Source organism: Mesorhizobium sp. B2-3-5, assembly GCF_006442395.1.
Lineage (GTDB): Bacteria > Pseudomonadota > Alphaproteobacteria > Rhizobiales > Rhizobiaceae > Mesorhizobium.
In genome coordinates this window covers 20,706-40,760 of the sequence record NZ_VFVX01000016.1, presented here as the reverse complement: position 1 = coordinate 40,760, position 20,055 = coordinate 20,706, and the positions used below count along the sequence as shown (strand labels likewise).

Here is a 20,055-nt window from a genome sequence, read left to right as displayed (position 1 = left end):
TGTCGATTCTGCCGCGCTTGTGGAACCTACAGATTGCCCACGTTCACCACCTACATTGCTAAAACCGCCCCGGAAGCCGCCAAGCCGACGCTCGGCGCTGTCAACCTTGAAGGAAAGGCTTCCGTCGTTTCCACCGAACAAAAAAGAAAATGGCGGAAGCAGCGGCTAATGCCACGCCGCTATATATGCCGAAGTTGGCAAACGCACCGAGGATCGGATCGATCGCGTCGTGGAAGATACTCCCGAGGACCACGGGAAGCACGATATAGGCCACAGCTCCAAGGAAATCGAGTAACAGGAAAAGCGGCAGACCCATCCCGACAACACCGGACATGCAAACAGCAATCGGACCGGCGCTGGGAATATACTTGGCAACGAGCAATGCTCTCGGCCCGATCCGTTCAAAGGTAGCCTCCGTGCGATGAACGCATGAGTCTGGCGACAACGACAGCTTGCATAGGAGTCCCAGCATGCGCCGTCCGAAACGAGCGCCCGCGAAATGCCAAAGGAGATCGGCCGCCATCGTCGCCAGGACGGCGGTAGCGACAATTGCCGGCATGCCGGCGCCACCTTTGATGCTCAGCGCACCCGCAACGATCAATGTGGGATAGGTTGGCAGCGGTAGACCAATCTGCTCCAACAGCACGTTCAGGAAGACGATCAGCAACCCGTATTGCAGGATCATCTCAGTAAGGCCCGTCATCGGCGTTGTCCTCGTGGGATATCGAACATTGGCTTGACTGTGGCCGCCACATACGCCTAGTCGTCGGATATCGAAGCTGGGCACACTCGATAGCCAGCATCACGGCGACGCACGCTGCGGCTTGCGCGATTAGCACTCGAAGGTTCTCCGTCACGGTTCGCGGTCATGTTCTCCATTTCGGATGCTCAGGACCGTATGTCGGACAGCAACCAGTCTCCTTATGCCTTGAGGTGCGGTGACTCAGCCCGTGGCGGAACGTTACCGAAAAGGGGCCGAGGCCTTCGGCGATGGTGAGGTGCGAGATGGCAGCGTCACGCAGCTTCGTACAGGGAAGTTCGGCGAGCATCGCGGTCTGGATCGCGGCCATAACCTCGCCGGCTTCGGAAGCGATCATGGTGAAGCCAAGGATACGATCATTATTCGCGCCGACCAGTACCTTCATGAAGCCTTGGGTTACGTCGGCCGCCTCCGTGCGCAAGACATTGCTCGTCGGCAACTTGGCGATGCGAACCGAAACACCCTTACGCTGCGCTTCGCCCTCCGAGAGGCCTACGCGGACGCGCAGCGGGGCGGTGAACATCACACTTCAGGCGCCGGCGTCGAGAGCGCCGGTCGCAGCGAAGGCGTTGGGAGCGTCGCCGGCAGCCTTCCTGATCTGCGCAAATACTTCGGCGGTCGCACCAGTGGCCGATTCGACAGCGGGGATGGAAATACGAGCAGACATCATATCGTTCCTGTGTTGGTTGTTGCTGACGGGAGTGAACATATAGCTTCGAAATGAGCCGTTTAATGCCTAGGTGGCTCATTTACATGCTTGTAAGTATCAAATGGTGGGCGGTCGCGAGGCCTATGCAGGTATAACCGGCATCGCGGTCTTCGCGGCGCGGGCCTTGAAGCGCATCGACAGCCCCTACGCGATCCTACTGACCGGGACGCCCTTGGAGAACAAGCTCGAATTCGACGGAATCGCCTCGCGCACCGAGGTGAACGTCACCGCGCGGCGCGCCGCCGGCGACTTTGCCTCATGCATGCGCGATCTGGTCGACATCCATTATCCAGAGGCCGGGCGCATCCGCGTGGTGCTCGACAATCTGTCGGCCCACACACCCGCCGCGCTCCGCCAGCCCCTGCTGGCCTCGGAGGCGCGGCGCATCCTCCGGCGGCTGGGCTGCGCAGCCAGTGCCTCGACAGCGGCATCGAGAGCCGCGACTACACGATCATCGAGGTCACCGCCTGCGAGGACCGACGAAACGCCAGCGGTGCTGCTGGCATCAATTGGATGTTCTCGACCGAACAGGCGCGCCTCAAAATGGCCAAGGCCTATCCAAAGCCAATCACCAAAGAGTTATAATCCCTGTGCAGAGCCGCTAATAGTAGTCATCGTCTCGGAAAGATACTCGACGAAGGCTCGTGACGCCGGCTTTGACGAGCCCCCCGCGGGAAGGACTGCATGAACATCGACAGTGCCCATTTCCCAATCGGCCAAGACGCGCGCCAGCTCGCCACGCTGCATCTCTTGGCGACACCCCCAGATTGACGTTGAAGCAATGCCCAAGCCGGCGATGGCTGCACTGATCGCTGCTTCGTTGACCGAGATATTGAGGCGGCCTTCGAGACGGACAGACACAGACTTGCCCTGCGACCGAAATATCCAGCCGTCGGGGCGCATGCCCGATGGGCCGAGGATCAATGCGTGGGAGGACAGGTCGGCCGGTTTCTTTGGGATGCCGGCACGTTCGAGATAGGCGGGTGATGCCACAAGCATTCTTGCCGATGTACCCAGCTTACGAGCCATCATGCTGGAGTCGTCAAGCACGCCGAAACGCAGCGCGACATCGACGGCTTCATTGATGAGGTCCTGACGGTTGTCTGCGATGACAAGGTCGATGCGAAGCGAGGGGTGGCGCTGCATGAATATCGGCAAGCGCGGGATCAGCTCACGCACAGCGAAGCTCGTTGTTGCTCCGACGCGCAGCACGCCTCTCAGTTCACCCGTGCCTCGCGCCTCGTGATCGGCCCCCTCGATCACTGCCAGGACGGGTTCAATCCGCGCAAGGTACTGGACCCCGGCCTCGGTAAGCGTGACGGCACGCGTGGAACGCGAAAGGAGCGCCGCGCCAATCTCTCGTTCCAGGTCGGCGATAACTCGCGACACCGAAGGCTGCGAAAGTCCCATCTCGCGAGCGGCCGCGCCGAAGCTTCCGGTGCGTGCCACCCGGCCCAAAACGTAAAGCGCGCGCAGCTTGTCCGTCATTCGAATTCCGAATTTGTTCTAGTTGTCCGATGAGGCTACCCAACGAAATTCGAATGAGCAACTATCGCAAACGGTCTTGGCGGAACGTTGCTTGGTAGTGGACATCTCCTTGGACGCGCATCGCCATTGCCGCCTTTTGCGACGGCGCTGACCGAACACGCAGCCTGATCCGACGCGTGCGCGTCGATTTCCACCCACCCACTCAGAAATTATGAGGCTCCAATGACCAAGATTCTTGTGCTGTATTATTCGAGCTACGGCCACATCGAACAGATGGCCCAGGCCGTCGCCGACGGTGCGCGCGAGAGCGGGGCCGCTGCGACGATCAAGCGGGTGCCGGAAATCGTGCCGCCCGATGTCGCGGAAGCTTACGGATTCAAGCTCGATCAGGCTGCTCCGATTGCTATGCCTGATGAGCTGGCCGACTACGACGGCATCGTTTTGGGCATCCCGACGCGATTTGGTGGAATGGCTGCGCAGATGCGCAACTTCCTCGATCAGACCGGCGGTCTTTGGCACAGTGGAAAGCTCATCGGCAAAGTCGCGTCGATCTTCACCTCATCTGCCACGCAGCATGGCGGACAGGAGGCCACGATCCTTACGAGCATCCCAACCCTTCTTCACCACGGAATGATCATCGTCGGGCTGCCGTATAGTGCCACGGATCTCATGCTGCTCGACGAAGTCAGCGGCGGTACGCCGTATGGCGCAAGCACGCTTTCGGGACCCGACAACAAGCGTCAGCCCAGTGCGCGAGAGCTGGGCCTGGCACGCACCCAAGGGCGCTTCGTGGCGAAAGTCGCGTCGCGTCAACGGCAAGGTAACGATGCCGAGACCGGACAAACTGACCAGGCGAGCTGAGTGAAGTGGCGTCGGCCTGCCCAGACGTGCGGGCCGACGCCTTTACTCTGCGTCTTGCTCTGGCGCGACATCCTCCGCAATTTCCCGGAGAGGTTTCGGCCCTTTCGCGAGCCGCCGATCAAGCGCAGCAACGAAGGTATTGTAGCGCTCGCCGGCCTTCGCGTGACGCCTGCGCCGCAGGTTCGGGTAGCGTCCGCTGCCGGGCAAGGCCGACATAGCAGCGGCATCAAATTGTGCCCGAAGCCGCTTTCGTACACCAACGCGAGGATTTCGGCGAAAGGCTTCATTGCCGTACCTCCTGCCGGTCAGGTGCACTGTCGAGCAGTGCCAAGGCCGCGGCTACGATGCCTTCCAGCAGCGCCCGCTCCGGTCGTACGCGGGCGAGCACTCTGACGCCCATCAGGACGCCGAGGAGATGCCGGGCAAGGTCTTCGGCCGACACCGACCGCGTCATCGTGCCGGCCACTTGGCCAGCATCGAGGCAGCCGCGGAAGAAGTTTTCGATACGACCAAGCACGCGTGCGATCACCTCTTCGAATTCAGGGTCGTGAGGCGCGATTTCCAGGGCCGAGTTCACTAGCAGACAACCCTTGTGCTCCGGGTCGTCCAACGACCGGACCAGAATCTCGTCGAAGAAGGTTTCGATCGCCTCGCATGGCGGCAGCGCTTCACAGCGTCGTATCCGCTCCACGACACTGCCCTCAACGTAATGGTCAAGCGCCGTTCGAAACAGCGCGCGCTTGTCGCCGAACGCATTGTACAGGCTCGCCGCCGTAATTCCGGTGCTGTCGATCAGGTCCTTGACCGATGTTGCCTGGTAGCCGTGGCTCCAGAAGCAGCGGACAGCGGCGTCCAGAACCGTCTCCTCATCGAACTCTCTTGGTCTCGCCATCGCGTTACCTCGCCTATGTCACCTAGCAATCTTGTCATCAACGCAAACTTGCATTTTAGAACGAACATACTAAAATTCAAGTTTGCGTTGCCCCATCCGGTCCGGCCGCTCACGTCGGCTCAGGTCCCTGCGACGGACGCGAGAGGAACAATCCGATGGGATCGCAGGAACGGCTTGGTGTCTTCAAATCCGAATTCGCGCGGACCGCTCCACCCAGGCGGACGGTTCTCTACGACGCGGTCGGGGAGACGGCACACCATCAAGTCCCTCGCCGACTTGCCGGCACTCGCCGCATCGCTTGGGGCGTGATCATTTCCAACCTGAATTGCACGGAGCGCTGAAAGTGACGGACACCAGCAATTATAAGCCGCCGAAAGTCTGGACGTGGGACGCACCGAACGGCGGTGCCTTCGCAAATACCAACCGACCGATCGCCGGCCCGGCCCATGAGAAGGAACTGCCGGTGGGCAAGCATCCGCTGCAGCTCTACTCGCTCGGCACGCCGAACGGCCAGAAGGTCACGATCATGCTGGAAGAGCTGCTTGCGCTCGGCCACAGCGGGGCGGAGTACGACGCTTGGCTGATCAACATCGGCGAGGGGGAGCAGTTCGGCAGCGGCTTCGTCGCGGTGAACCCGAACTCCAAGATCCCGGCGCTGATGGACCGCTCCGGCCCGGAACCGATCCGGGTCTTCGAGTCCGGCTCGATCCTCGTCTATCTCGCCGAGAAGTTCGGCGCATTCCTGCCCAACGAGCAGCCCGCGCGCGCCGAATGCCTGTCCTGGCTATTCTGGCAGATGGGCAGCGCGCCCTATCTCGGCGGCGGCTTCGGCCACTTCTACGCCTATGCGCCGACCAACATCGAATATGCCATCGACCGCTTTGCCATGGAGGTCAAGCGCCAGCTCGACGTGCTCGACCGCCGCCTGGCCGAAAGCGACTATCTGGGTGGCGACGCCTACACGATCGCCGACGTCGCGGTGTTCCCCTGGTACGGCGGGCTCGCCAAGGGATGGCAGTATGATGCGGGCGAGTTCCTGTCGGTTCAGGATTACAAGAACGTACAGCGATGGGCCGACACCATCCTCGCCCGACCGGCCGTGAAGCGCGGGCGCATGGTCAACCGCATGCGCGGCGAGCCATCGGAGCAGTTGCACGAGCGCCATGACGCCAGCGATTTCGAAACGAAGACAGCAGACAAGGTCCCGGGAGAAAACGCATGAACCTCGACGGAAAGCGCGTACTCATCACTGGCGGCTCGAGCGGCATCGGCCTGGCGCTTGCGCATGCCTTCCTCGACAAGGGCGCGAGAGTCGTCATCACCGGCCGCCGGCCCGATGTCCTCGAAGAAGCGGTGCGAGCGCTTCAGGGCGATGGCCTGACCGTCTCAGGGATTGCTGCCGATGTGGCAACGCCGGAGGGACGTGCGACGACGCTCGATCAGGCTGTCGCCGCTCTCGGCGGTCTCGATGTCCTCGTCAACAACGCCGGAGGTGTGCGGGCCGGACGTCTGGAGAACACGGCCGAAGCCGACCTGCAGGCCATGATCGACGTCGATCTGACGGCTCCGATCCTGCTGACGCGCGCCGCCTTGCCGGCGCTGCGCGATGGCGGCGATGCAATGGTGGTGAACGTCTCCTCCGGCATCGCGTTGGTCGGTGCGCCGTTCTACGCGACCTATGCCGCGGTCAAGGCCGGGCTCGCGCACTTCGGCGAGGCGCTTCGGCGCGAATTGAAGGGTGAGGGTGTGCACGTGCTGACCGTCTATCCCGGCGGCACGGACACACCGATGATGAAATCCAATCGCGCAGGACCAGAGCTTGGCTTCTCGCTCGAGCCGCCCGCCGCCGTTGCCGACGCTGTTGTCGAGGCGATGGAGACGAATGCCTTCGAGGTAATCCGTGGCGGAGAAGTGCGGGCCCAGATGATCGCGCTCAACCGCGAAAATCCGGCTGCGGTCGACGAGCGCTTCGTCGGGCTGAAGCCAGCGCTGGAGCAAGCGGTGAAGGACCATTCGGCGCTCTGAGCGGGCAACGGGCCGCTCCAGCGCCGGGGTCCGTCTTATCTTGAACACAGGAGATCACACCATGACCTCCGTTTCACTCTATCTAGAACTGAAGGCAAAGCCCTGAAAGGAAGAAGAACTCGCCGCATTTCTGGCTGGCGCGCAGAGCCTCGTTGCCGCAGAGACTGGCACCCGCCCTGGTTCGCGATACCTGGCCACGTTTGCAATCTTCGATACATTCGACAATGAAGCGGGCCGCGACGCACATCTTGCGGGAGAAGTAGCCGCTGCCCCGATGACGCATGCAGACGAACTTCTCGCCACCACCCCTGAAATTCGCAAGGCACATGTACTGGCGGATAAACTGCCAGCGTAGTGGCCGAGTCTGCCAGCTCGATGAGGTTACGGGATTTGATTTAGCCGGCTATCGATTTGACTCTGTCGAGGCGCTGCAGCATTGGCGCGCGCGCTGGTCGGACACGTCGCAAAGATCGATGGTGCCCGGGGCTGTCCACTTGGTTGGCTGGTCGGTGAACTTGGCGAGACGCAGGAATATCGTGAAGCTATCGCATCGGGATTTGCGACATGGAAGGCGTATTTCGCCAACGGTTTCGCGCGTATGCGTGCCGCAGGCCGGTTACCGTTGGAGCTGGATCTCGACGGATTGGCTATGGAGATGCTTGTAGCAGTCCAAGGCGGCCTTCTTCTGGCACAAGTCGAACGATCATCGAAGCCCCTGGAGATCGCCCTTGACATGGCGGTCTCGCATGTTCGCTCACACTTATCCGCGATTGAATTCCACCGTCCGGCCATCGTCGGGCCGGCTTCAGACCAGGCTGTTCCTGGAACGGGCCGATGAGACTTCAGGCGAAAGCCGCCATGCAAGCGCTCGTTGCCGGACGTTCGGCGATTGTGTGCCGCCACTCGTCGAGACGCTGAAGTTTCTCCCAAGGGGGCAGGAAACCTGTGGGATGACTTTATGCGGCCGCAGCTTGAGTTAACGCCTGGTCATCATTTGCCGCGAGCCCGGGTACCATGTTTCGAATTGGCCGCGGAGCGTGCCGTCAAGGGTTCGCGTGCGGATCTGCATAAGCATGTGGGCGTCACGCCGTGACCATTGCATCTGCTGTTTGTTGCTAAAGCGCCTGGCGATGACGACGTTGACGGCGGATTCTAGGACGACGTGGCGATATGCTCGTCATTGCGATGGCGTTCGCCTTAATTCGGAATCGCATGGGCGTTGTGCTCGATATAGGTGGCGAATTCCGCGACCGCCTGGGAGAACGCCTTCGGGTTTTGGATAGGTGTAGCCTTCTTCGAGGCCATCGAGACCATCCGTCAGGTCCTGACTCCAGAATAGGCCGGCGCGGGAATTGCCTAGTTATCCGCGCACGGTGCCGGCGTGCGTTTACCTCCTTCTCCACGCCCTGTCGCATCAGATGACGCATTCGCTGGCGGATTCGTCGGGGGTCGACCGCGATGGCATCGGCGAACACATCTTCTCGGCGGATCTTGCCTTCGTGATCTACCGGAAAGGTATGACGCCTGATCTTGGCAACATCTCCGCAATGTGGCGCAATCACGCCGGATGAGTTTCTCCGCCGCGCACTCGATCCACGCACGTTGCGATGCGGATCGGGCAGCCTGTGCGACGCCGGGGCCGGGGCTTGCCCGGCACGCCCGCGCTCGGAGCGCGATCCGGGAAGCTCGAAGGTGTTCGTCTTGAGGCCGGAACTTTGATCGTTAAGGCGATTTCGAACTGCTCTTATTCCAACCCCCACAAGGCCGGTTCCCTGCGCTGCCCTCGCCGCGAAACGCACTCGCCTATTCGGCGGCCGTTTAATCCGAAAGCGAGTAAGGTCTCGCTTCTTCCGCAAGGAGATGCGCCCGCGCGAGATCCTGAAGCAGCGTGTTTTCCTCCGTCTTCTCGGTAAGGCGGGACTTGACAACGTCGCCGGTGCTGACGACGCCGACCACAATTCCTGCCGAAAGAACAGGCACATGTCGCACGCGACTCTTGGTCATCACTCGCATCAATGAAGCCACGGTGTCATCAGTGGCAGCAACGGGCAGATCGGTCTGCATAATCTGATTGACTGACTGTCGCAGGGCTTCACTCCCCTGCGTCGCTAGGCGATGCACGATATCCCGCTCGGAGACGATACCTAGAAGCCGGCTTTTCTGATCGACAACGACGAGCGCGCCAACCTGCTCTTTTGTCATGGAGGTAACTGCATCCTGAAGGGATGCATCCGGTGAAATAACCACAACGTCCGGGCGCTTCGCACGCAGGATCTGATCGATACGCATTTCATCTTTTTCCTTCTGTTGAGCCATAGGGTTGGCCCTCCTCAGATGAGAAATGAAGCTGGTGCTGCGTAGCTCCGCGCTGCGACTAAAGATTATTCCCGCGGGGCATGGCCGGCGATGGGACCATCGCTAAAGCCTTTATGTCAGCCAAAAAAGCCTGCGGTTGAGCCGCAGGCTTCCCGGTATTTCCGGCTAAGTGGAGCGTGTGATTTTAGCGGTGACGACTAGATCTGCGCGACACCACCATCCACCGCGATTTCCGCGCCGTTCATGTAAGCACTGTCGTCACTGGCCAGAAATGCCACGGCCCTGCCGATTTCCGAAGGGCGGGCGAGCCGGCCGCTCGGCACCATCGGCAGAAAGGCCGCCAAGGCGTCTGGGTGTGTTTCGGGCGAGATGCCGGACTCTTTCAGCATCGGAGTATCTGTACCTCCGGGGCTGACCACGTTGACACGGATTTGCCGATCCTTGAGGTCAAGCGCCCAGGTGCGTGCGAAAGACCGAACCGCTGCCTTGGTTGCCGAATAGACGCCGTGTGCTGGCGCACCCATATGGGCCATGCACGAGCAAGTCATGACGATTGAGGAACCTGGCTTCATCAAGGGCAATGCAGCCTGCACGCCAAACAACACCGCCTTCATGTTGACGGCAATGTGCATGTCGAAAATGTCTTCTGTCACCTGGTCGAGCGGCGCGAGTTTGATAACACCCGCATTCGCGTAGTAGACGTCGATGCGGCCGAACCTCCTTCTGATCTCATCGCTAAGCCGAGCGAGATCGTCCTTTTTGGTAACGTCGACTTGAATGCCGATGGCTCCATTGCCGACCTCTTTGGCGCACTTGTCGAGCACCTCCTGGGCCACGCGATCTGTCAGGATGACCGTAGCCCCATCCTCCGCGAGTACCTTCCCGGTAGCAAGGCCAATGCCACCAGCGCCGCCAGTAACGACGGCAATCTTGTTCGTAAGTTTTCCCATTGCTTTCCTCCGCAACGCCCGTCGGCTGGGACTATCGAGCCACTAAGTTATCGAGCGATCACTAACTAGACTCCGACCCAGATAACTGTCAAGGCGAGGCAAGGGCACCATTTCGTCGCGATGCGTCAGCCCGCGTCCTGTTTCAAGGATTCACAAATGCGCAAAAGGCCTGCGACGTGCGGATCGTGGATGCCGTGCACTGCCAAGCCGGCGTGGGTCTGCCTGAGATAATCGAGATTAGAGCCGAACGCACCTGACGCTGTTGATAGGCGGCACACCGCCTCTTCGTCTGGGAGGCGCCCTATGTAGTTGGGACGCTGCCTGTTCGCAACGAACGCCAGCGCCCGCAGGTTTCCGTCCGAGGAATGAGCGGTGACCCACTTCGGTATGTACGAGCCCGCAAACATCTCCCGCCGCCAAAGCAGTCGCAGCTCGCCTTCAATCTCGTCGCCTCCCATCTTCAAAGCGACGCCTCGACACGAGCCCCCAGCATCGAGAGCCAGCATGAGCCCTGGGCAATCGTGGCTCCCGCGCCCGACAACAGAACTGAGGCAAAAGGCCCGATGGAACCCATAAACCTTGACGGTTCGAGATTGGGCGACCGGAAAGATGGGGTTCCAGATCAATGAGCCGTATCCGAAGACCCAGATGTTATCGTGCGCGATGCCTTCCATCGTTTCGGTGAGGGAGCGATCAATCTGCTCGTTACCCCAAAGCACGCCTCCGCCACCAGGGAGCGCAGCGTTCTGCTGCAGGATTCCGCTACTAAGCAACTCACGCGAGAGAACTCCCTCCGACAGTGTCGAATTGTTGGACATCTGGACTCCTGCTTGCGGCTCGCTAACTGGCCAAGTTGGATTTTTGCGCGTTCGGAACGCTCGCAGAACCCGCATTTCGGCGATAAGGCTTATTCCGGCGCGGAATATATTTTTCGCACGGAAGCTCTCATTGCTCCGACCGACCGATCCGCGATGCCGCCGACGCCGCTAGCAAACCCAACGGGCAACCACCTTCGGGGTTGCCCCGTAATGTCCGCCAGTATTCGCTTTGGAACAACGGGCTTCATCGCGAGCCATCTCCTCTCGAAGAAAATGGCGTCAAGCGGGCATTCTTGGGATGTTCATTCGGCCCTCTGAGAATCACTGCAGCTTTTGATAACCTCAGCTTTCCCGGCACCGGCCAAATCGACTACCTCCTGAAAGCACACAGCTAGACCGTTGTGTGGCGTGGTAGCGTGAATACCTCAACGGGCTCTCCAAGCCCCCTCAGCGGGTAGGCACCGAGATAGTCGAAACGATGTGGATCTGGCGCTATGTCGATGAACGCGCGCGACAGCAGCACTGGCCGCCCGAGCTCCTTCGAGAGCGTCTCGAGGCGCGCAGCAACATTGACAGCAGGCCCGATAACTGTGAAATCCAGCCTATTACTTGAGCCGATATTGCCGTACATCACGTCCCCCACATGCACACCGATCCCGTAATGCAATTTGGGGCGGCCCTCTGTGCGATGCCTTTCGTTGAGAACGTCCATTGCATCTTCGGCTTCGCCGATGGCCAGTATGAGATCAGCACAGGCGCTCGGGCTGTTCAGGGGGAAGATCGCCAGCAGCCCATCACCCATGAACTTCAGAATTTCTCCGCCATGGCGCGCGATCGGCTCGGCCATTGCGTCGAAATAGCTGTTGAGCATTGCAATCACGTCGTCACGGGGCCAGTGATTGGAAAGGCTCGCGAAATGGCGTAGGTCGGAGATCAGAATGGCCGCCGAGACAGTAGCGCTGCTACCACGCGTCGTTGCACCGGCAAGGATCTGTTCGCTAGCATGGGGGCCGACATAGGTCTCAAGAAGTGTCCGAGCCAGACGGTTTTTCAGACGTACCTCGCTGACTATTGCAAACGCCGGAACCAAGTCTGACAGCAAGCGAATGTCCTCCTTCGAAAAGCCACCGGGGTGGTCGGTACCAAAGGTCACGACGTGTCGCCTGCCGAGCGTGTGGTAGAGAGGCCAAGCAACATAGTCGGTGATCCCTTCCGCCTTCAGTTTCGCATAGATGGGATGGGCGGCTGTGCCGGCGGGAAGCATTTTCAGGTTCTTTCGCACTTCTCCCGCGCCCGAATGGATTTCGCTCACCGGACTGTCGATATAGTCGGGGCTGTCGACGATGTTGTAGTCAAAGGTCTCGATTTCTGCCTTGGCAGATCCTTTGCGCCAACCTATTCGCGTTCCGATCCATTGCGGATGTTGAATCCGGAAATGCACAGACGACCGTGCGACCGGAACGCCGGCAGATGCGAGCTTAAGACACATCGTGACAAGAATGTTATCGATGAATCGCTCGTCAGACGTCTCGAACATTAGCCAGTCAAGTACCGTACTGCGGCGGACCGGCCAGGTTCCGGCGATCGCGTCGATCGTTTGTACCGGCTTGTCTTCCTCAGACATTTTTACGATCCCTATCAAGGCCTGGCCAGCGGCTTACGATCACCGACTCTGCAGGGAGCGGACACAGCCTGTGCTCGACCATGGCGCCGCTTAGTCTATGGGACGAGCCAAGTTGGACCGCCGAGGGATGATGCTTTGCGATCTGCAACAATTGGCGCTCCAGCTTCAACCTCGTGCTCTTGACTGAACCACAAGCACCGCTGGTCGCGACAGATTTGGAGGGCGACCGCGTGGGAGGAGTTGCATGGCGACTGCCGGCGAACTGGCTTCGCGGTCGACCCTTACGCTGAACTAGGTGTAGTCGCCGAGGGGAGAATTTACCCTGATCCGTTCCGCTTGAGCGGGTCAGAAATGTCATCTTTACGTCAGAGACCGAAAGGTAGTGTCTTGGCGGCCTGCTAGGCTGGTAGAGCCTAAAGGTTTGTCGGCTGTCGTCCATAACGCGACCCGCGACGAACACGACAATGCGAGATAGGCTGTCTTCGACGGTGACCGCATGATTAGATCCGGATAGCAATGTTCGATAGGCCAACATACCAGTACTCCCTTAGTTCAGGCGTTCTTAGCGACACCGAGGTCGACCTGGCTGGATCCTATCGGCAGTGGGCGCTCTTCGATGACGCCTCGGTGCCATAGGCTTGAGCTAGGATTTTCAGCAGCTCCGTAGTAGTTGGCTAGCGGGACTAGGCTATATTCTCCGGAGGAATGGCAGGGTGGAGACGCACGTTAGCCGGCTTTAACGGGCGGAGTCTCGCATCTGCGGCTCCTACCATGCTGTCCGTCAAAGGTTCTGGCACAACTAAGTGGAATTGCACCGGCCGTCTCCCCACACCGTAGAGCAGAGGAGACGCCTGACAGAAGAGAGACACGAGACGGCGACGCCCCGCACCGACCTTGAATCTGCGGAGACGTCCGATCACGAAGACCTAAGGCACGCGTGCCGGCGCGTCGTATTCTGCTGCCGAAACCATGCGACATAGCTCGATAGCGATGATCGCTGAATAGCCATTGTCAATGACCCGGCCGACGGGTCAGTGCAACGCTGGCCCGAGGACAGCGATCGTGTCCCAGGGAGTGGTGTAGCTGGCGGGTTTGGTCGCCCGCGCTCTCCGGCAGGAAGCCGGGCTGATCAGCGCGCCACGGCTGGCAGGCTGATGAGCGGATCATCGCTCATCTGGCTGATGGTCTCAAGGGTCATGTAGCGGGCCCGCTGCACGGCCCATTCATCGTTCTGCTCGAGCAGCAAAGCGCCGACGAGGCGGACGATGGCATCGTCGTTGGGAAAGATGCCGACGACTTCGGTGCGCCGCTTGATCTCGCCGTTGAGCCGCTCGATCGGATTCGTGCTGTGAAGCTTGGCCCGATGCTCCTTCGGGAAGGTCATGTAGGCCAGCACGTCAGGTTCTGCGTCGTCCATGATGGCGGCGAGCTTCGGCACCTTCGGCCGGATCTGGTCGGCGACGGCACGCCATTGGGTGCTGGCGGCTTCCGGCGTTTCCTGGGCAAACGCGGTGGCGATGAAGGCCGAGACGACACGGCGCCCGCTCTTGCCGGCATGGGCCAGCACGTTCCTCATGAAATGGACGCGGCAGCGTTGCCAAGTCGCGCACAGCACCTTGGTGACGACCGCCTTGATGCCCTCGTGCGCGTCGGAGACGACGAGCTTGACGCCTCTGAGGCCACGCCGGGTGAGCTTGCGCAGGAACTCGGTCCAGATCGGCTCGGCCTGCGGCAAAGCCGATCATCTCGCGCAACAGATCGGCGTCGGGGGTCTTCTCCACAAGCGCGCGCAGGTTCATCATGTCGTCGGTCATCGATGGTTCCTTCGAATCAGGTTGGTGTCAGCAACCCGACCCTAACGGAAGAACATCGATGACCACCGCTGCGCCGCTCGCTCGTTACGGCGCTGTTGAGGGCGCGCTTGCGAGCGGCTTCGCTACCGCCGAGCTACACCACGTCTGGGGACGCGACCGGACAGCCACGCCCGGATGTTACATGATCCACCCGGAACTCCCACTATTTGATCACTCGTGCAATCCGGCCAGCATCCCATCGTCCCAGGCCGAGATGATGCCGATGAAAGGTTATCACTCAGCAGATTGCGTGAGACGCCGGGCAATCCGCTCAACCAAGCCAAAGCTGCTGGCGGCTGAGTTCCGTTGCATATCGGGAGCAAAGTCCAACTTGCCGCAAATTCCATACATCTGAACGGTCGCAGTGGCACAACAGAGCCGGCCAACGGAATCTGCACCCCTATTCTATCCAGGAATTACACATATTCGTGCGCGCCAGCTACAGAGCAAGTTCGAAATTCGTATTTGTTGAGGAAGAGGGCTCGTAGTTGACGAGCCTGGGAACGCCGGGCTTCCGCTTTTACGAATCGGCACTGGCTCTCTGGTGATACCGCCTAAGCCCTCTGTCCTTTGAACAACCCTACAAGTTGCCGGGCAGCTGCTCGCGCAAAAGGAGACCCGTAATGTTCGGCGATACAATATCTGAAGAGAGAAGCGCGAAGACGCCGAATCTATGGATGGCGGTGAGCGCGGTGTCGCTAAGCTCCTCTGTTTTCGTCGCAACAGAGATGCTCCCAGTCGGCCTGCTTAATCACGTCACCGCCGACTTCGGTGTAAGCGCTGGAGCTGCTGGTCTGATGACCACCCTGCCCGCGTTGGTCGCCATTGCGGCCCCAGGGTTCCCCGTGGCCATGGGTAAGGCCGACCGACGGCACGTACTCGTTGCGCTGACCATTCTTCTCATCCTCGCGAATTTCGTCTCGGCCTTCGCTTCGGACTTCGCCGTGCTGCTCGCAGCCCGCGCCCTCTTCGGCATTGGCCTCGGCGGCTTCTGGGTTATCGGCGCGGGGCTCGGCAGTCGGTTGGTCGAGGAAAAGGCGATCGGTCGAGCGACGGCCACCATCTTCGCCGGTGTGTCGATCGGTGCGCTCCTGGGAGTTCCCGCTGGAGCGTTTATCTCTGAGATACTTGGTTGGCGCGCAGCCTTCGCCTCTGCCGCGCTGGTCTCTGTCGCCGCTCTGTTGACACAACTCACCTTCGTGCCCTCGCTCAAGGTCGATCGCGCGGTGATCCTACGTGACTTCCTGGGAATGTTGAGCAAGCGCGCCGGAGTCCTTGGTCTTGTTGCGATGCTCTTCGTCGTCTCCGCGCAATTTGCCACTTACACTTACGTCGCCGCATTCCTCGATCAGATTTCCGGCTTCGATGGCACTACGATTTCGGCTCTGCTTCTTGGCTACACCATTGTCGGCGTGATCGGAAATTTCATGGGTGGAGCCGGCGCCACGCGTAATGTAAAGTGGAGCTTGCTCTCGTCCATCCTTCTGCTCGCAGTTTCCGTTGCACTCTTTCCGATATTCGGGACGCAGCAGGCTGCTACGATCGGACTCCTGGCCACCTGGGGCCTTGCTTATGGCGCGGTTCCGATCTCCCTGCAGATGTGGATGGCAAAGGCCTCGCCAGACACTCAGGAGGGCAACATGGCCCTGTTCATTGGCAACTTCCAGATATCGATCGCGTCGGGCTCGTTCCTTGGTGGGGTGGCCGTCGACTGGGTCGGCGTATCGAACTCAATGTATGCCGGCGCGATAGCCGCCGTGGTCTCGGCGCTGGTCCTGATCTCGATCAGGACGTCAACTGGCAAGCGCGTTACTGAGAAGCAGGAACTCGCACCGCAATCGGCCTGAACCGAACAACCGAAGAGTCGAAGGCCCCCTCATAAAAGCACTCTTGGCGGCGCTACCCACACAGGTAGTGCCGTCTTTTCACACCGTCTTTGTCATCCGAAGTCTCCCAATTCGGTTACTCCTCCGCGTGCACCCCACATGATCAGCCGGCCCGATCGACACACCGATCATCGACTCGCAATCGCCGGTCAAGAAAGGCACGGACAAGATCCGCGAGAACTCCATCAACGTGATTCTGCTCGGACGCATGGGACGGGCCAAGGGGATCGACAACGCCGCGCGTTTTTGGCTCGGACGAGAGCAGCTTCGTTGCCGGCATCGATCTCATCGTCGACAGAGGGATGGGCGCTGACAGGAGGTCTCCCCGTCAACGCTCTGCGAGTCCGCGCACGTGCCGGTAAGGCCAATATGATCTCGGAGAGCGTCGAGCAGCGTCGTTCGATCCTCGATCATCACGCTTTGGCTCTTTCCGTTTACGGTAAAGCTGATGCGCGTCTCGGGCGCGCGTTCTAGATGATTTTCAGCTTGTGCTTCAGCTAGCGCTGGAACGGCAGCCACACTCGCCGCGTAGGCGATTCCTGCACTCGTGCCCTCGATGAAAGTTCGTCGATTGACGTCGATCATGCATGAATCCCCCCATTGCGGCGGTCGCTTGGGAGGTTCTTCCCTTATCGAACGCTGGGTGCCGCTTCACCAACGTACTGTTTCCTTTCGCTACGGGCTGTGAGGCGACATGGGGCGCAGCACGGCGAGGAAAATACGCTAAAATCGTAGCGCTTACGGGTTTGGTTCGGCACCGTCCTTGTTGGAATAATGGTTATTCCGCTGCCGTTTGGCGGGGCGCGAGATACGCTACCCGCTGAATTCCGTCGTGGGCGACGCGCGAATGGACTACGGATTATTCTCTCTAGGAATAGACGATATTCAGGGCGCCCGCCTGCCGAACCGACATATCCGATCGTATCTCTCGCCTCGAAGTCATCGTCAACCAATTGAAAGGCGCGAAGGAATGTCAAAACTTGCTGGAAAGGTGGCAGTCGTCACAGGAGGGAGCAGTGGCCTAGGCCTCGCGATGGCCGAGCGTTTCGCTAAGGAAGGCGCGTCAGTTTACATCATGGGTCGGCGGACGGCTGAGCTCGAGAAGGCAGTGTCATCGATCGGTGGCAAGGCCGCGGGAGTGCAGGGCGACGTTCAGCGCATCCAGGACATCGATCGCTTGGTCGACAAGGTTCGACGAGAGAAGGGCCGGATCGACATCCTGGTGGCTAACTCTGGCATCGTGGATCCGCAGCCGGTCGCCGAAGCGACCGAAGAGAACTTCGACAACACCTTCGGGATAAATGTTCGTGGCCTCTATTTTACCGTGAACCGTGCACTTCCGCTTCTTGGTAAGGGCAGCTCGGTTATCCTTGTGTCGTCGATCGCAGCCAACAAAGGTGTCCCGGGTTATGGAACCTACACCGCAAGCAAGGCTGCCGTCCGCGGGTTCGCGCGGACGTGGACCGCTGAGCTACTTGACCGTGGAATCCGCGTCAACACGATAAGCCCCGGACCCTTCGACACGCCGATCATGGATCTGCAGGCAGATACGCCGGAGGGGCGGGCCGCAGTTAGGGTCGGATGGGCGGCCGCAGTACCTATGAAACGCCTCGGACGCCCCGAAGAGCTGGCCGCCGCCGCATTGTTCTTAGCGTCGGATGAGAGCAGCTTCGTTGCTGGGATTGACCTGGTTGTCGACGGGGGCGCGGCCGCCGTCTAAGCCACTCGGCTCCTGCGGCGACGGTGCTGCAGGAGCCGCTTCGCCTTCACCTGCCGCCAACATGAGCGGAGGTTTGGAATGGACCGTCGGGCCAACACTGGTGAGGGTGTTCGCTGGCGTATTTGGTCGTTTAAGTGCCGGCGCTCGGAGGCTCGGCCCAGAACTCTCCGAGGAATTCTGGCATAGAATTCAGTAACTCGCAGACATGTCAGCTTGCAGTACTGGCAATTGCCTCGTCAAAACCCTCTCTGAGGCTAGTCTAAGCTGATTTGGTGGGCGGATGACCCAGATCGTACTATGATCAGCCGCTCGGAGAGTAAGTTGTCGACGCCTAAATCGCGTCTCGCTGTTCAATTAATTGACGGACAGCTAACGGCAGCTGTTGCATAGAACGAGGTACGGGTCGACCATCGTGCAACTGAATGGGCCGTACGGATAGTTGAGGATGGCCATACAACCTTGGTTTCATTTGCGACGGCCGTTCCTGCAGGAGACCGCGCGAAAGGCCCACGAACAAGGCTCGCTCTCTATAGTAAGCACCAGCTTCGCAGTTATACTTTCGTGCCTTACGCTGCCGTGGAGCTTTGCCCGGTAGCCCCGCTCAGGAGTTACAGAAGGGGTCTTTTCGCTAACTACTCAGCCCCAAATGCTCCTCACTAAGCGGGTCGCCAGAGATGCAGCTTCATACGTACGTGGCGAATGCGCGGGCCTTGGCACTTGCCTGCGCGGCTGTCGGAGAAACGGTCCATGGGTGTCAGGTTCCAGTCGTCAAGCACCGCGCGGACTTCGCCGACAGCAATTCGGGTATCCATTCTGAGGAACCCGAAAGATTAAGGCCTGCGGGGACGGCTTCGCGAACACCCTCGACTGCGGTAACCCTGAACACGACCCGCAGGGTGATTGCGATGTCGGGCCGCTCCCTGCCGTACGTCCTTCCAAACGCCATGGCGCTCATGTCCATCTGATAGACCCGCGATATGGGCCACTGTATACACCTAACGCCGATTCATTTTCAGTCGGGAGTCGTGCCGCGGCGATCGGCGGCGTTACTGCGTTGGTCGATCTGCGGCCCGTTTGTGCCCGGCGAGCCAAAGATTGCAGGCAAAGGCTTTGCTGACACAAACCTGTTCGTGGTGCCCCGCGCGATCGATCATGAAGCGAACGATCACTCAATAATCGGCTCACGCTTCGAAAGCCTCGGATCGCTACGGAACTCCGCCGCGAGAAAGTCGGAGAAAGCGCGGACCCGGGACGGAATGAGACGCCGGGACGGCGTGACGACCTGAATCGGCAGTGGATTCGGCTCGTAGTCAGTCAGCACCCGTTGCAGAATGCCGCTGTCGATCTCGTCCGTAAAGAGCCAGGTCGGCACGACGGCCACGCCCAGACCCTCAAGCACGGCCGAGCGCATCCCTTCCGACGCGTTGACCCGCACTCGGCCCTTGACCCTTACGACCGCCGTGGATCCGTCGACGCCCGCGAAGTGCCATTCGTCTACGGTCGCCAGGCCGGTATAGACAATGCAGTCATGGGTTTTCAACTCATCGGGGCGGGTTGGGCGCCCGTTGCGCAACCAGTAGTCAGGGGTCGCGACCGTGATCCTGCGCATCTCACCGATATGACGAGCAATTAGGGACTGATCAGTGACGCGCCCGATGCGGATGGCCAGGTCAACACCCTCCTCGACAAGATCGACGGAGCGGTCGCCCAGCACCCAGTCGGTCGTTAGCGCCGGGTGCTGGGTCAGAAACTGCCGCATACGGGGCATCAGGTGCAGGCGAGCAAAGGCCATCGGTGCCGCGATACGCAGTTGCCCTGTCACCGCAGTGATGCCCGGCCGTATCGCCATGGCCGCTGCTTCGGTCGCGTCCAGGAGCGCGCGCGCATGGTCGTAATAGGTGCGCCCCTCGTCCGTTATCGTCAGCGCACGAGTCGTGCGTTGCAACAGCCGCACCCCGAGGTGGTCTTCCAGCGCCGAGATCTGACGGCTGACAGTAGGTTGGCTCTGTCCCTGTTCCACCGCTACAGCGGTAAAGCTGCCGGTTTCCACGGTGCGCACGAAGGTGCGGATATGTTCCAGAAGCCCTGCGCTCATTCCTGCACCCTGCGTATCAATCTTATACGAAACCACAGGATTATCGAAGTTCGCCTAG

At 60.1% G+C, this 20,055-nt stretch carries 20 protein-coding genes and 4 pseudogenes; 9 read left to right on the top strand and 15 right to left on the bottom strand.

Annotation, left to right across the window (positions count from 1 at the left end; genetic code table 11):
* Positions 1-100: 100 nt before the first annotated feature.
* The 4 genes from FJ958_RS18800 to FJ958_RS31615 form a co-directional block, all read right to left on the bottom strand.
* Positions 101-703 carry a VTT domain-containing protein gene (locus tag FJ958_RS18800; protein ID WP_140744686.1) on the bottom strand — a complete coding sequence of 201 codons (603 nt, stop codon included), beginning with the start codon at positions 701-703 and terminating at the stop codon, positions 101-103.
* 163 nt (positions 704-866) lie between these two features.
* Positions 867-1,283, bottom strand: a complete 417-nt coding sequence (locus FJ958_RS18795; protein ID WP_140744685.1) for a hypothetical protein — start codon at positions 1,281-1,283, stop codon at positions 867-869.
* 6 nt (positions 1,284-1,289) lie between these two features.
* Positions 1,290-1,427 carry a hypothetical protein gene (locus FJ958_RS31620; RefSeq protein ID WP_181176431.1) on the bottom strand — a complete coding sequence of 46 codons (138 nt, stop codon included), beginning with the start codon at positions 1,425-1,427 and terminating at the stop codon, positions 1,290-1,292.
* A gap of 186 nt (positions 1,428-1,613) precedes the next feature.
* Complete coding sequence (locus FJ958_RS31615) at positions 1,614-1,751, bottom strand: hypothetical protein (protein WP_181176430.1); 138 nt, start codon at positions 1,749-1,751, stop codon at positions 1,614-1,616.
* Here FJ958_RS31615 and FJ958_RS32030 point away from each other — a divergent pair.
* Positions 1,687-2,054: pseudogene (locus FJ958_RS32030) on the top strand (IS630 family transposase); the annotation flags it as partial. The gene FJ958_RS31615 and the pseudogene FJ958_RS32030 overlap by 65 nt on opposite strands.
* On the opposite strand, the gene FJ958_RS18785 reads toward FJ958_RS32030, so the two are convergent.
* Positions 2,049-2,957: a LysR family transcriptional regulator gene (locus tag FJ958_RS18785; RefSeq protein ID WP_140744684.1), complete on the bottom strand. Its 909-nt coding sequence runs from the start codon at positions 2,955-2,957 to the stop codon at positions 2,049-2,051. The pseudogene FJ958_RS32030 and the gene FJ958_RS18785 overlap by 6 nt on opposite strands.
* Positions 2,958-3,179: 222 nt before the next feature.
* Here FJ958_RS18785 and wrbA point away from each other — a divergent pair, with 222 nt between their 5' ends.
* Positions 3,180-3,818, top strand: a complete 639-nt coding sequence (wrbA, locus tag FJ958_RS18780; RefSeq protein ID WP_140744683.1) for an NAD(P)H:quinone oxidoreductase — start codon at positions 3,180-3,182, stop codon at positions 3,816-3,818.
* Positions 3,819-3,860: 42 nt separating this feature from the next.
* On the opposite strand, the pseudogene FJ958_RS32025 reads toward wrbA, so the two are convergent.
* Positions 3,861-3,980: pseudogene (locus FJ958_RS32025) on the bottom strand (CopG family transcriptional regulator); the annotation flags it as partial.
* Positions 3,981-4,101: 121 nt separating this feature from the next.
* Positions 4,102-4,710, bottom strand: coding sequence for a TetR/AcrR family transcriptional regulator (locus FJ958_RS18770; protein WP_140744682.1), 609 nt, complete (start codon positions 4,708-4,710; stop codon positions 4,102-4,104).
* A gap of 343 nt (positions 4,711-5,053) precedes the next feature.
* Between FJ958_RS18770 and yghU the strand changes: the two genes are divergently transcribed.
* From yghU to FJ958_RS18750, 4 genes are all read left to right on the top strand, one after another.
* A complete protein-coding gene (gene yghU, locus FJ958_RS18765) occupies positions 5,054-5,932 on the top strand; it encodes a glutathione-dependent disulfide-bond oxidoreductase (protein ID WP_140744681.1) in 879 nt (292 codons plus the stop codon).
* Positions 5,929-6,735 carry an SDR family oxidoreductase gene (locus tag FJ958_RS18760; RefSeq protein ID WP_140744680.1) on the top strand — a complete coding sequence of 269 codons (807 nt, stop codon included), beginning with the start codon at positions 5,929-5,931 and terminating at the stop codon, positions 6,733-6,735. The genes yghU and FJ958_RS18760 overlap by 4 nt, the downstream gene beginning before the upstream one ends.
* Before the next feature lie 130 nt (positions 6,736-6,865).
* Positions 6,866-7,090 carry an antibiotic biosynthesis monooxygenase gene (locus FJ958_RS32020; protein WP_246679652.1) on the top strand — a complete coding sequence of 75 codons (225 nt, stop codon included), beginning with the start codon at positions 6,866-6,868 and terminating at the stop codon, positions 7,088-7,090.
* A gap of 81 nt (positions 7,091-7,171) precedes the next feature.
* Positions 7,172-7,573 (top strand): TetR family transcriptional regulator C-terminal domain-containing protein, encoded by a 402-nt coding sequence (locus FJ958_RS18750; protein ID WP_140744679.1) that lies wholly within the window; start codon positions 7,172-7,174, stop codon positions 7,571-7,573.
* Between the two features lie 118 nt (positions 7,574-7,691).
* Here the strand turns inward: FJ958_RS18750 and FJ958_RS18745 are convergent.
* From FJ958_RS18745 to FJ958_RS18710, 6 genes and pseudogenes are all read right to left on the bottom strand, one after another.
* Positions 7,692-8,092 (bottom strand): annotated as a pseudogene (locus FJ958_RS18745) (ISKra4 family transposase); the annotation flags it as partial.
* Positions 8,093-8,553: 461 nt separating this feature from the next.
* Positions 8,554-9,051: a CBS domain-containing protein gene (locus FJ958_RS18735; RefSeq protein ID WP_140744678.1), complete on the bottom strand. Its 498-nt coding sequence runs from the start codon at positions 9,049-9,051 to the stop codon at positions 8,554-8,556.
* Between the two features lie 197 nt (positions 9,052-9,248).
* Complete coding sequence (locus tag FJ958_RS18730; protein ID WP_140744677.1) at positions 9,249-10,001, bottom strand: SDR family oxidoreductase; 753 nt, start codon at positions 9,999-10,001, stop codon at positions 9,249-9,251.
* A gap of 125 nt (positions 10,002-10,126) precedes the next feature.
* On the bottom strand, positions 10,127-10,819 hold the full coding sequence (locus tag FJ958_RS18725; RefSeq protein WP_181176429.1) for a gamma-glutamylcyclotransferase: 693 nt from the start codon (positions 10,817-10,819) through the stop codon (positions 10,127-10,129).
* 391 nt (positions 10,820-11,210) lie between these two features.
* Positions 11,211-12,443 (bottom strand): adenylate/guanylate cyclase domain-containing protein, encoded by a 1,233-nt coding sequence (locus tag FJ958_RS18720; RefSeq protein ID WP_140744675.1) that lies wholly within the window; start codon positions 12,441-12,443, stop codon positions 11,211-11,213.
* Between the two features lie 1,129 nt (positions 12,444-13,572).
* A pseudogene (locus FJ958_RS18710) lies at positions 13,573-14,172 on the bottom strand (transposase); the annotation flags it as partial.
* Positions 14,173-14,315: 143 nt separating this feature from the next.
* Between FJ958_RS18710 and FJ958_RS18705 the strand changes: the two are divergent.
* Positions 14,316-14,651, top strand: a complete 336-nt coding sequence (locus FJ958_RS18705) for a hypothetical protein (protein ID WP_140744673.1) — start codon at positions 14,316-14,318, stop codon at positions 14,649-14,651.
* A 268-nt stretch (positions 14,652-14,919) separates the two neighbouring features.
* Complete coding sequence (locus FJ958_RS18700; RefSeq protein WP_140744672.1) at positions 14,920-16,143, top strand: MFS transporter; 1,224 nt, start codon at positions 14,920-14,922, stop codon at positions 16,141-16,143.
* Between the two features lie 324 nt (positions 16,144-16,467).
* Here FJ958_RS18700 and FJ958_RS18695 read toward each other — a convergent pair whose 3' ends face one another.
* On the bottom strand, positions 16,468-16,767 hold the full coding sequence (locus FJ958_RS18695) for a hypothetical protein (RefSeq protein WP_140744671.1): 300 nt from the start codon (positions 16,765-16,767) through the stop codon (positions 16,468-16,470).
* Positions 16,768-17,152: 385 nt separating this feature from the next.
* Here FJ958_RS18695 and FJ958_RS18690 point away from each other — a divergent pair, with 385 nt between their 5' ends.
* Positions 17,153-17,902 (top strand): glucose 1-dehydrogenase, encoded by a 750-nt coding sequence (locus tag FJ958_RS18690; RefSeq protein WP_140744670.1) that lies wholly within the window; start codon positions 17,153-17,155, stop codon positions 17,900-17,902.
* A gap of 1,165 nt (positions 17,903-19,067) precedes the next feature.
* Here the strand turns inward: FJ958_RS18690 and FJ958_RS18685 are convergent.
* Positions 19,068-19,997, bottom strand: a complete 930-nt coding sequence (locus FJ958_RS18685) for a LysR family transcriptional regulator (RefSeq protein ID WP_140744669.1) — start codon at positions 19,995-19,997, stop codon at positions 19,068-19,070.
* Positions 19,998-20,055: the final 58 nt, after the last annotated feature.

Bases quoted from the DNA above. Each gene is read 5' to 3' on its own strand.
- FJ958_RS18800 (WP_140744686.1), bottom strand. From the start codon at position 703: ATGACGGGCCTTACTGAGATGATCCTGCAATACGGGTTGCTGATCGTC.
- FJ958_RS18795 (WP_140744685.1), bottom strand. From the start codon at position 1,283: ATGTTCACCGCCCCGCTGCGCGTCCGCGTAGGCCTCTCGGAGGGCGAA.
- FJ958_RS31620 (WP_181176431.1), bottom strand. From the start codon at position 1,427: ATGTCTGCTCGTATTTCCATCCCCGCTGTCGAATCGGCCACTGGTGCG.
- FJ958_RS31615 (WP_181176430.1), bottom strand. From the start codon at position 1,751: ATGTCGACCAGATCGCGCATGCATGAGGCAAAGTCGCCGGCGGCGCGC.
- FJ958_RS18785 (WP_140744684.1), bottom strand. From the start codon at position 2,957: ATGACGGACAAGCTGCGCGCGCTTTACGTTTTGGGCCGGGTGGCACGC.
- wrbA (WP_140744683.1), top strand. From the start codon at position 3,180: ATGACCAAGATTCTTGTGCTGTATTATTCGAGCTACGGCCACATCGAA.
- FJ958_RS18770 (WP_140744682.1), bottom strand. From the start codon at position 4,710: ATGGCGAGACCAAGAGAGTTCGATGAGGAGACGGTTCTGGACGCCGCT.
- FJ958_RS18760 (WP_140744680.1), top strand. From the start codon at position 5,929: ATGAACCTCGACGGAAAGCGCGTACTCATCACTGGCGGCTCGAGCGGC.
- FJ958_RS18735 (WP_140744678.1), bottom strand. From the start codon at position 9,051: ATGGCTCAACAGAAGGAAAAAGATGAAATGCGTATCGATCAGATCCTG.
- FJ958_RS18730 (WP_140744677.1), bottom strand. From the start codon at position 10,001: ATGGGAAAACTTACGAACAAGATTGCCGTCGTTACTGGCGGCGCTGGT.
- FJ958_RS18725 (WP_181176429.1), bottom strand. From the start codon at position 10,819: ATGTCCAACAATTCGACACTGTCGGAGGGAGTTCTCTCGCGTGAGTTG.
- FJ958_RS18720 (WP_140744675.1), bottom strand. From the start codon at position 12,443: ATGTCTGAGGAAGACAAGCCGGTACAAACGATCGACGCGATCGCCGGA.
- FJ958_RS18705 (WP_140744673.1), top strand. From the start codon at position 14,316: ATGACCACCGCTGCGCCGCTCGCTCGTTACGGCGCTGTTGAGGGCGCG.
- FJ958_RS18700 (WP_140744672.1), top strand. From the start codon at position 14,920: ATGTTCGGCGATACAATATCTGAAGAGAGAAGCGCGAAGACGCCGAAT.
- FJ958_RS18695 (WP_140744671.1), bottom strand. From the start codon at position 16,767: ATGATCGACGTCAATCGACGAACTTTCATCGAGGGCACGAGTGCAGGA.
- FJ958_RS18690 (WP_140744670.1), top strand. From the start codon at position 17,153: ATGTCAAAACTTGCTGGAAAGGTGGCAGTCGTCACAGGAGGGAGCAGT.
- FJ958_RS18685 (WP_140744669.1), bottom strand. From the start codon at position 19,997: ATGAGCGCAGGGCTTCTGGAACATATCCGCACCTTCGTGCGCACCGTG.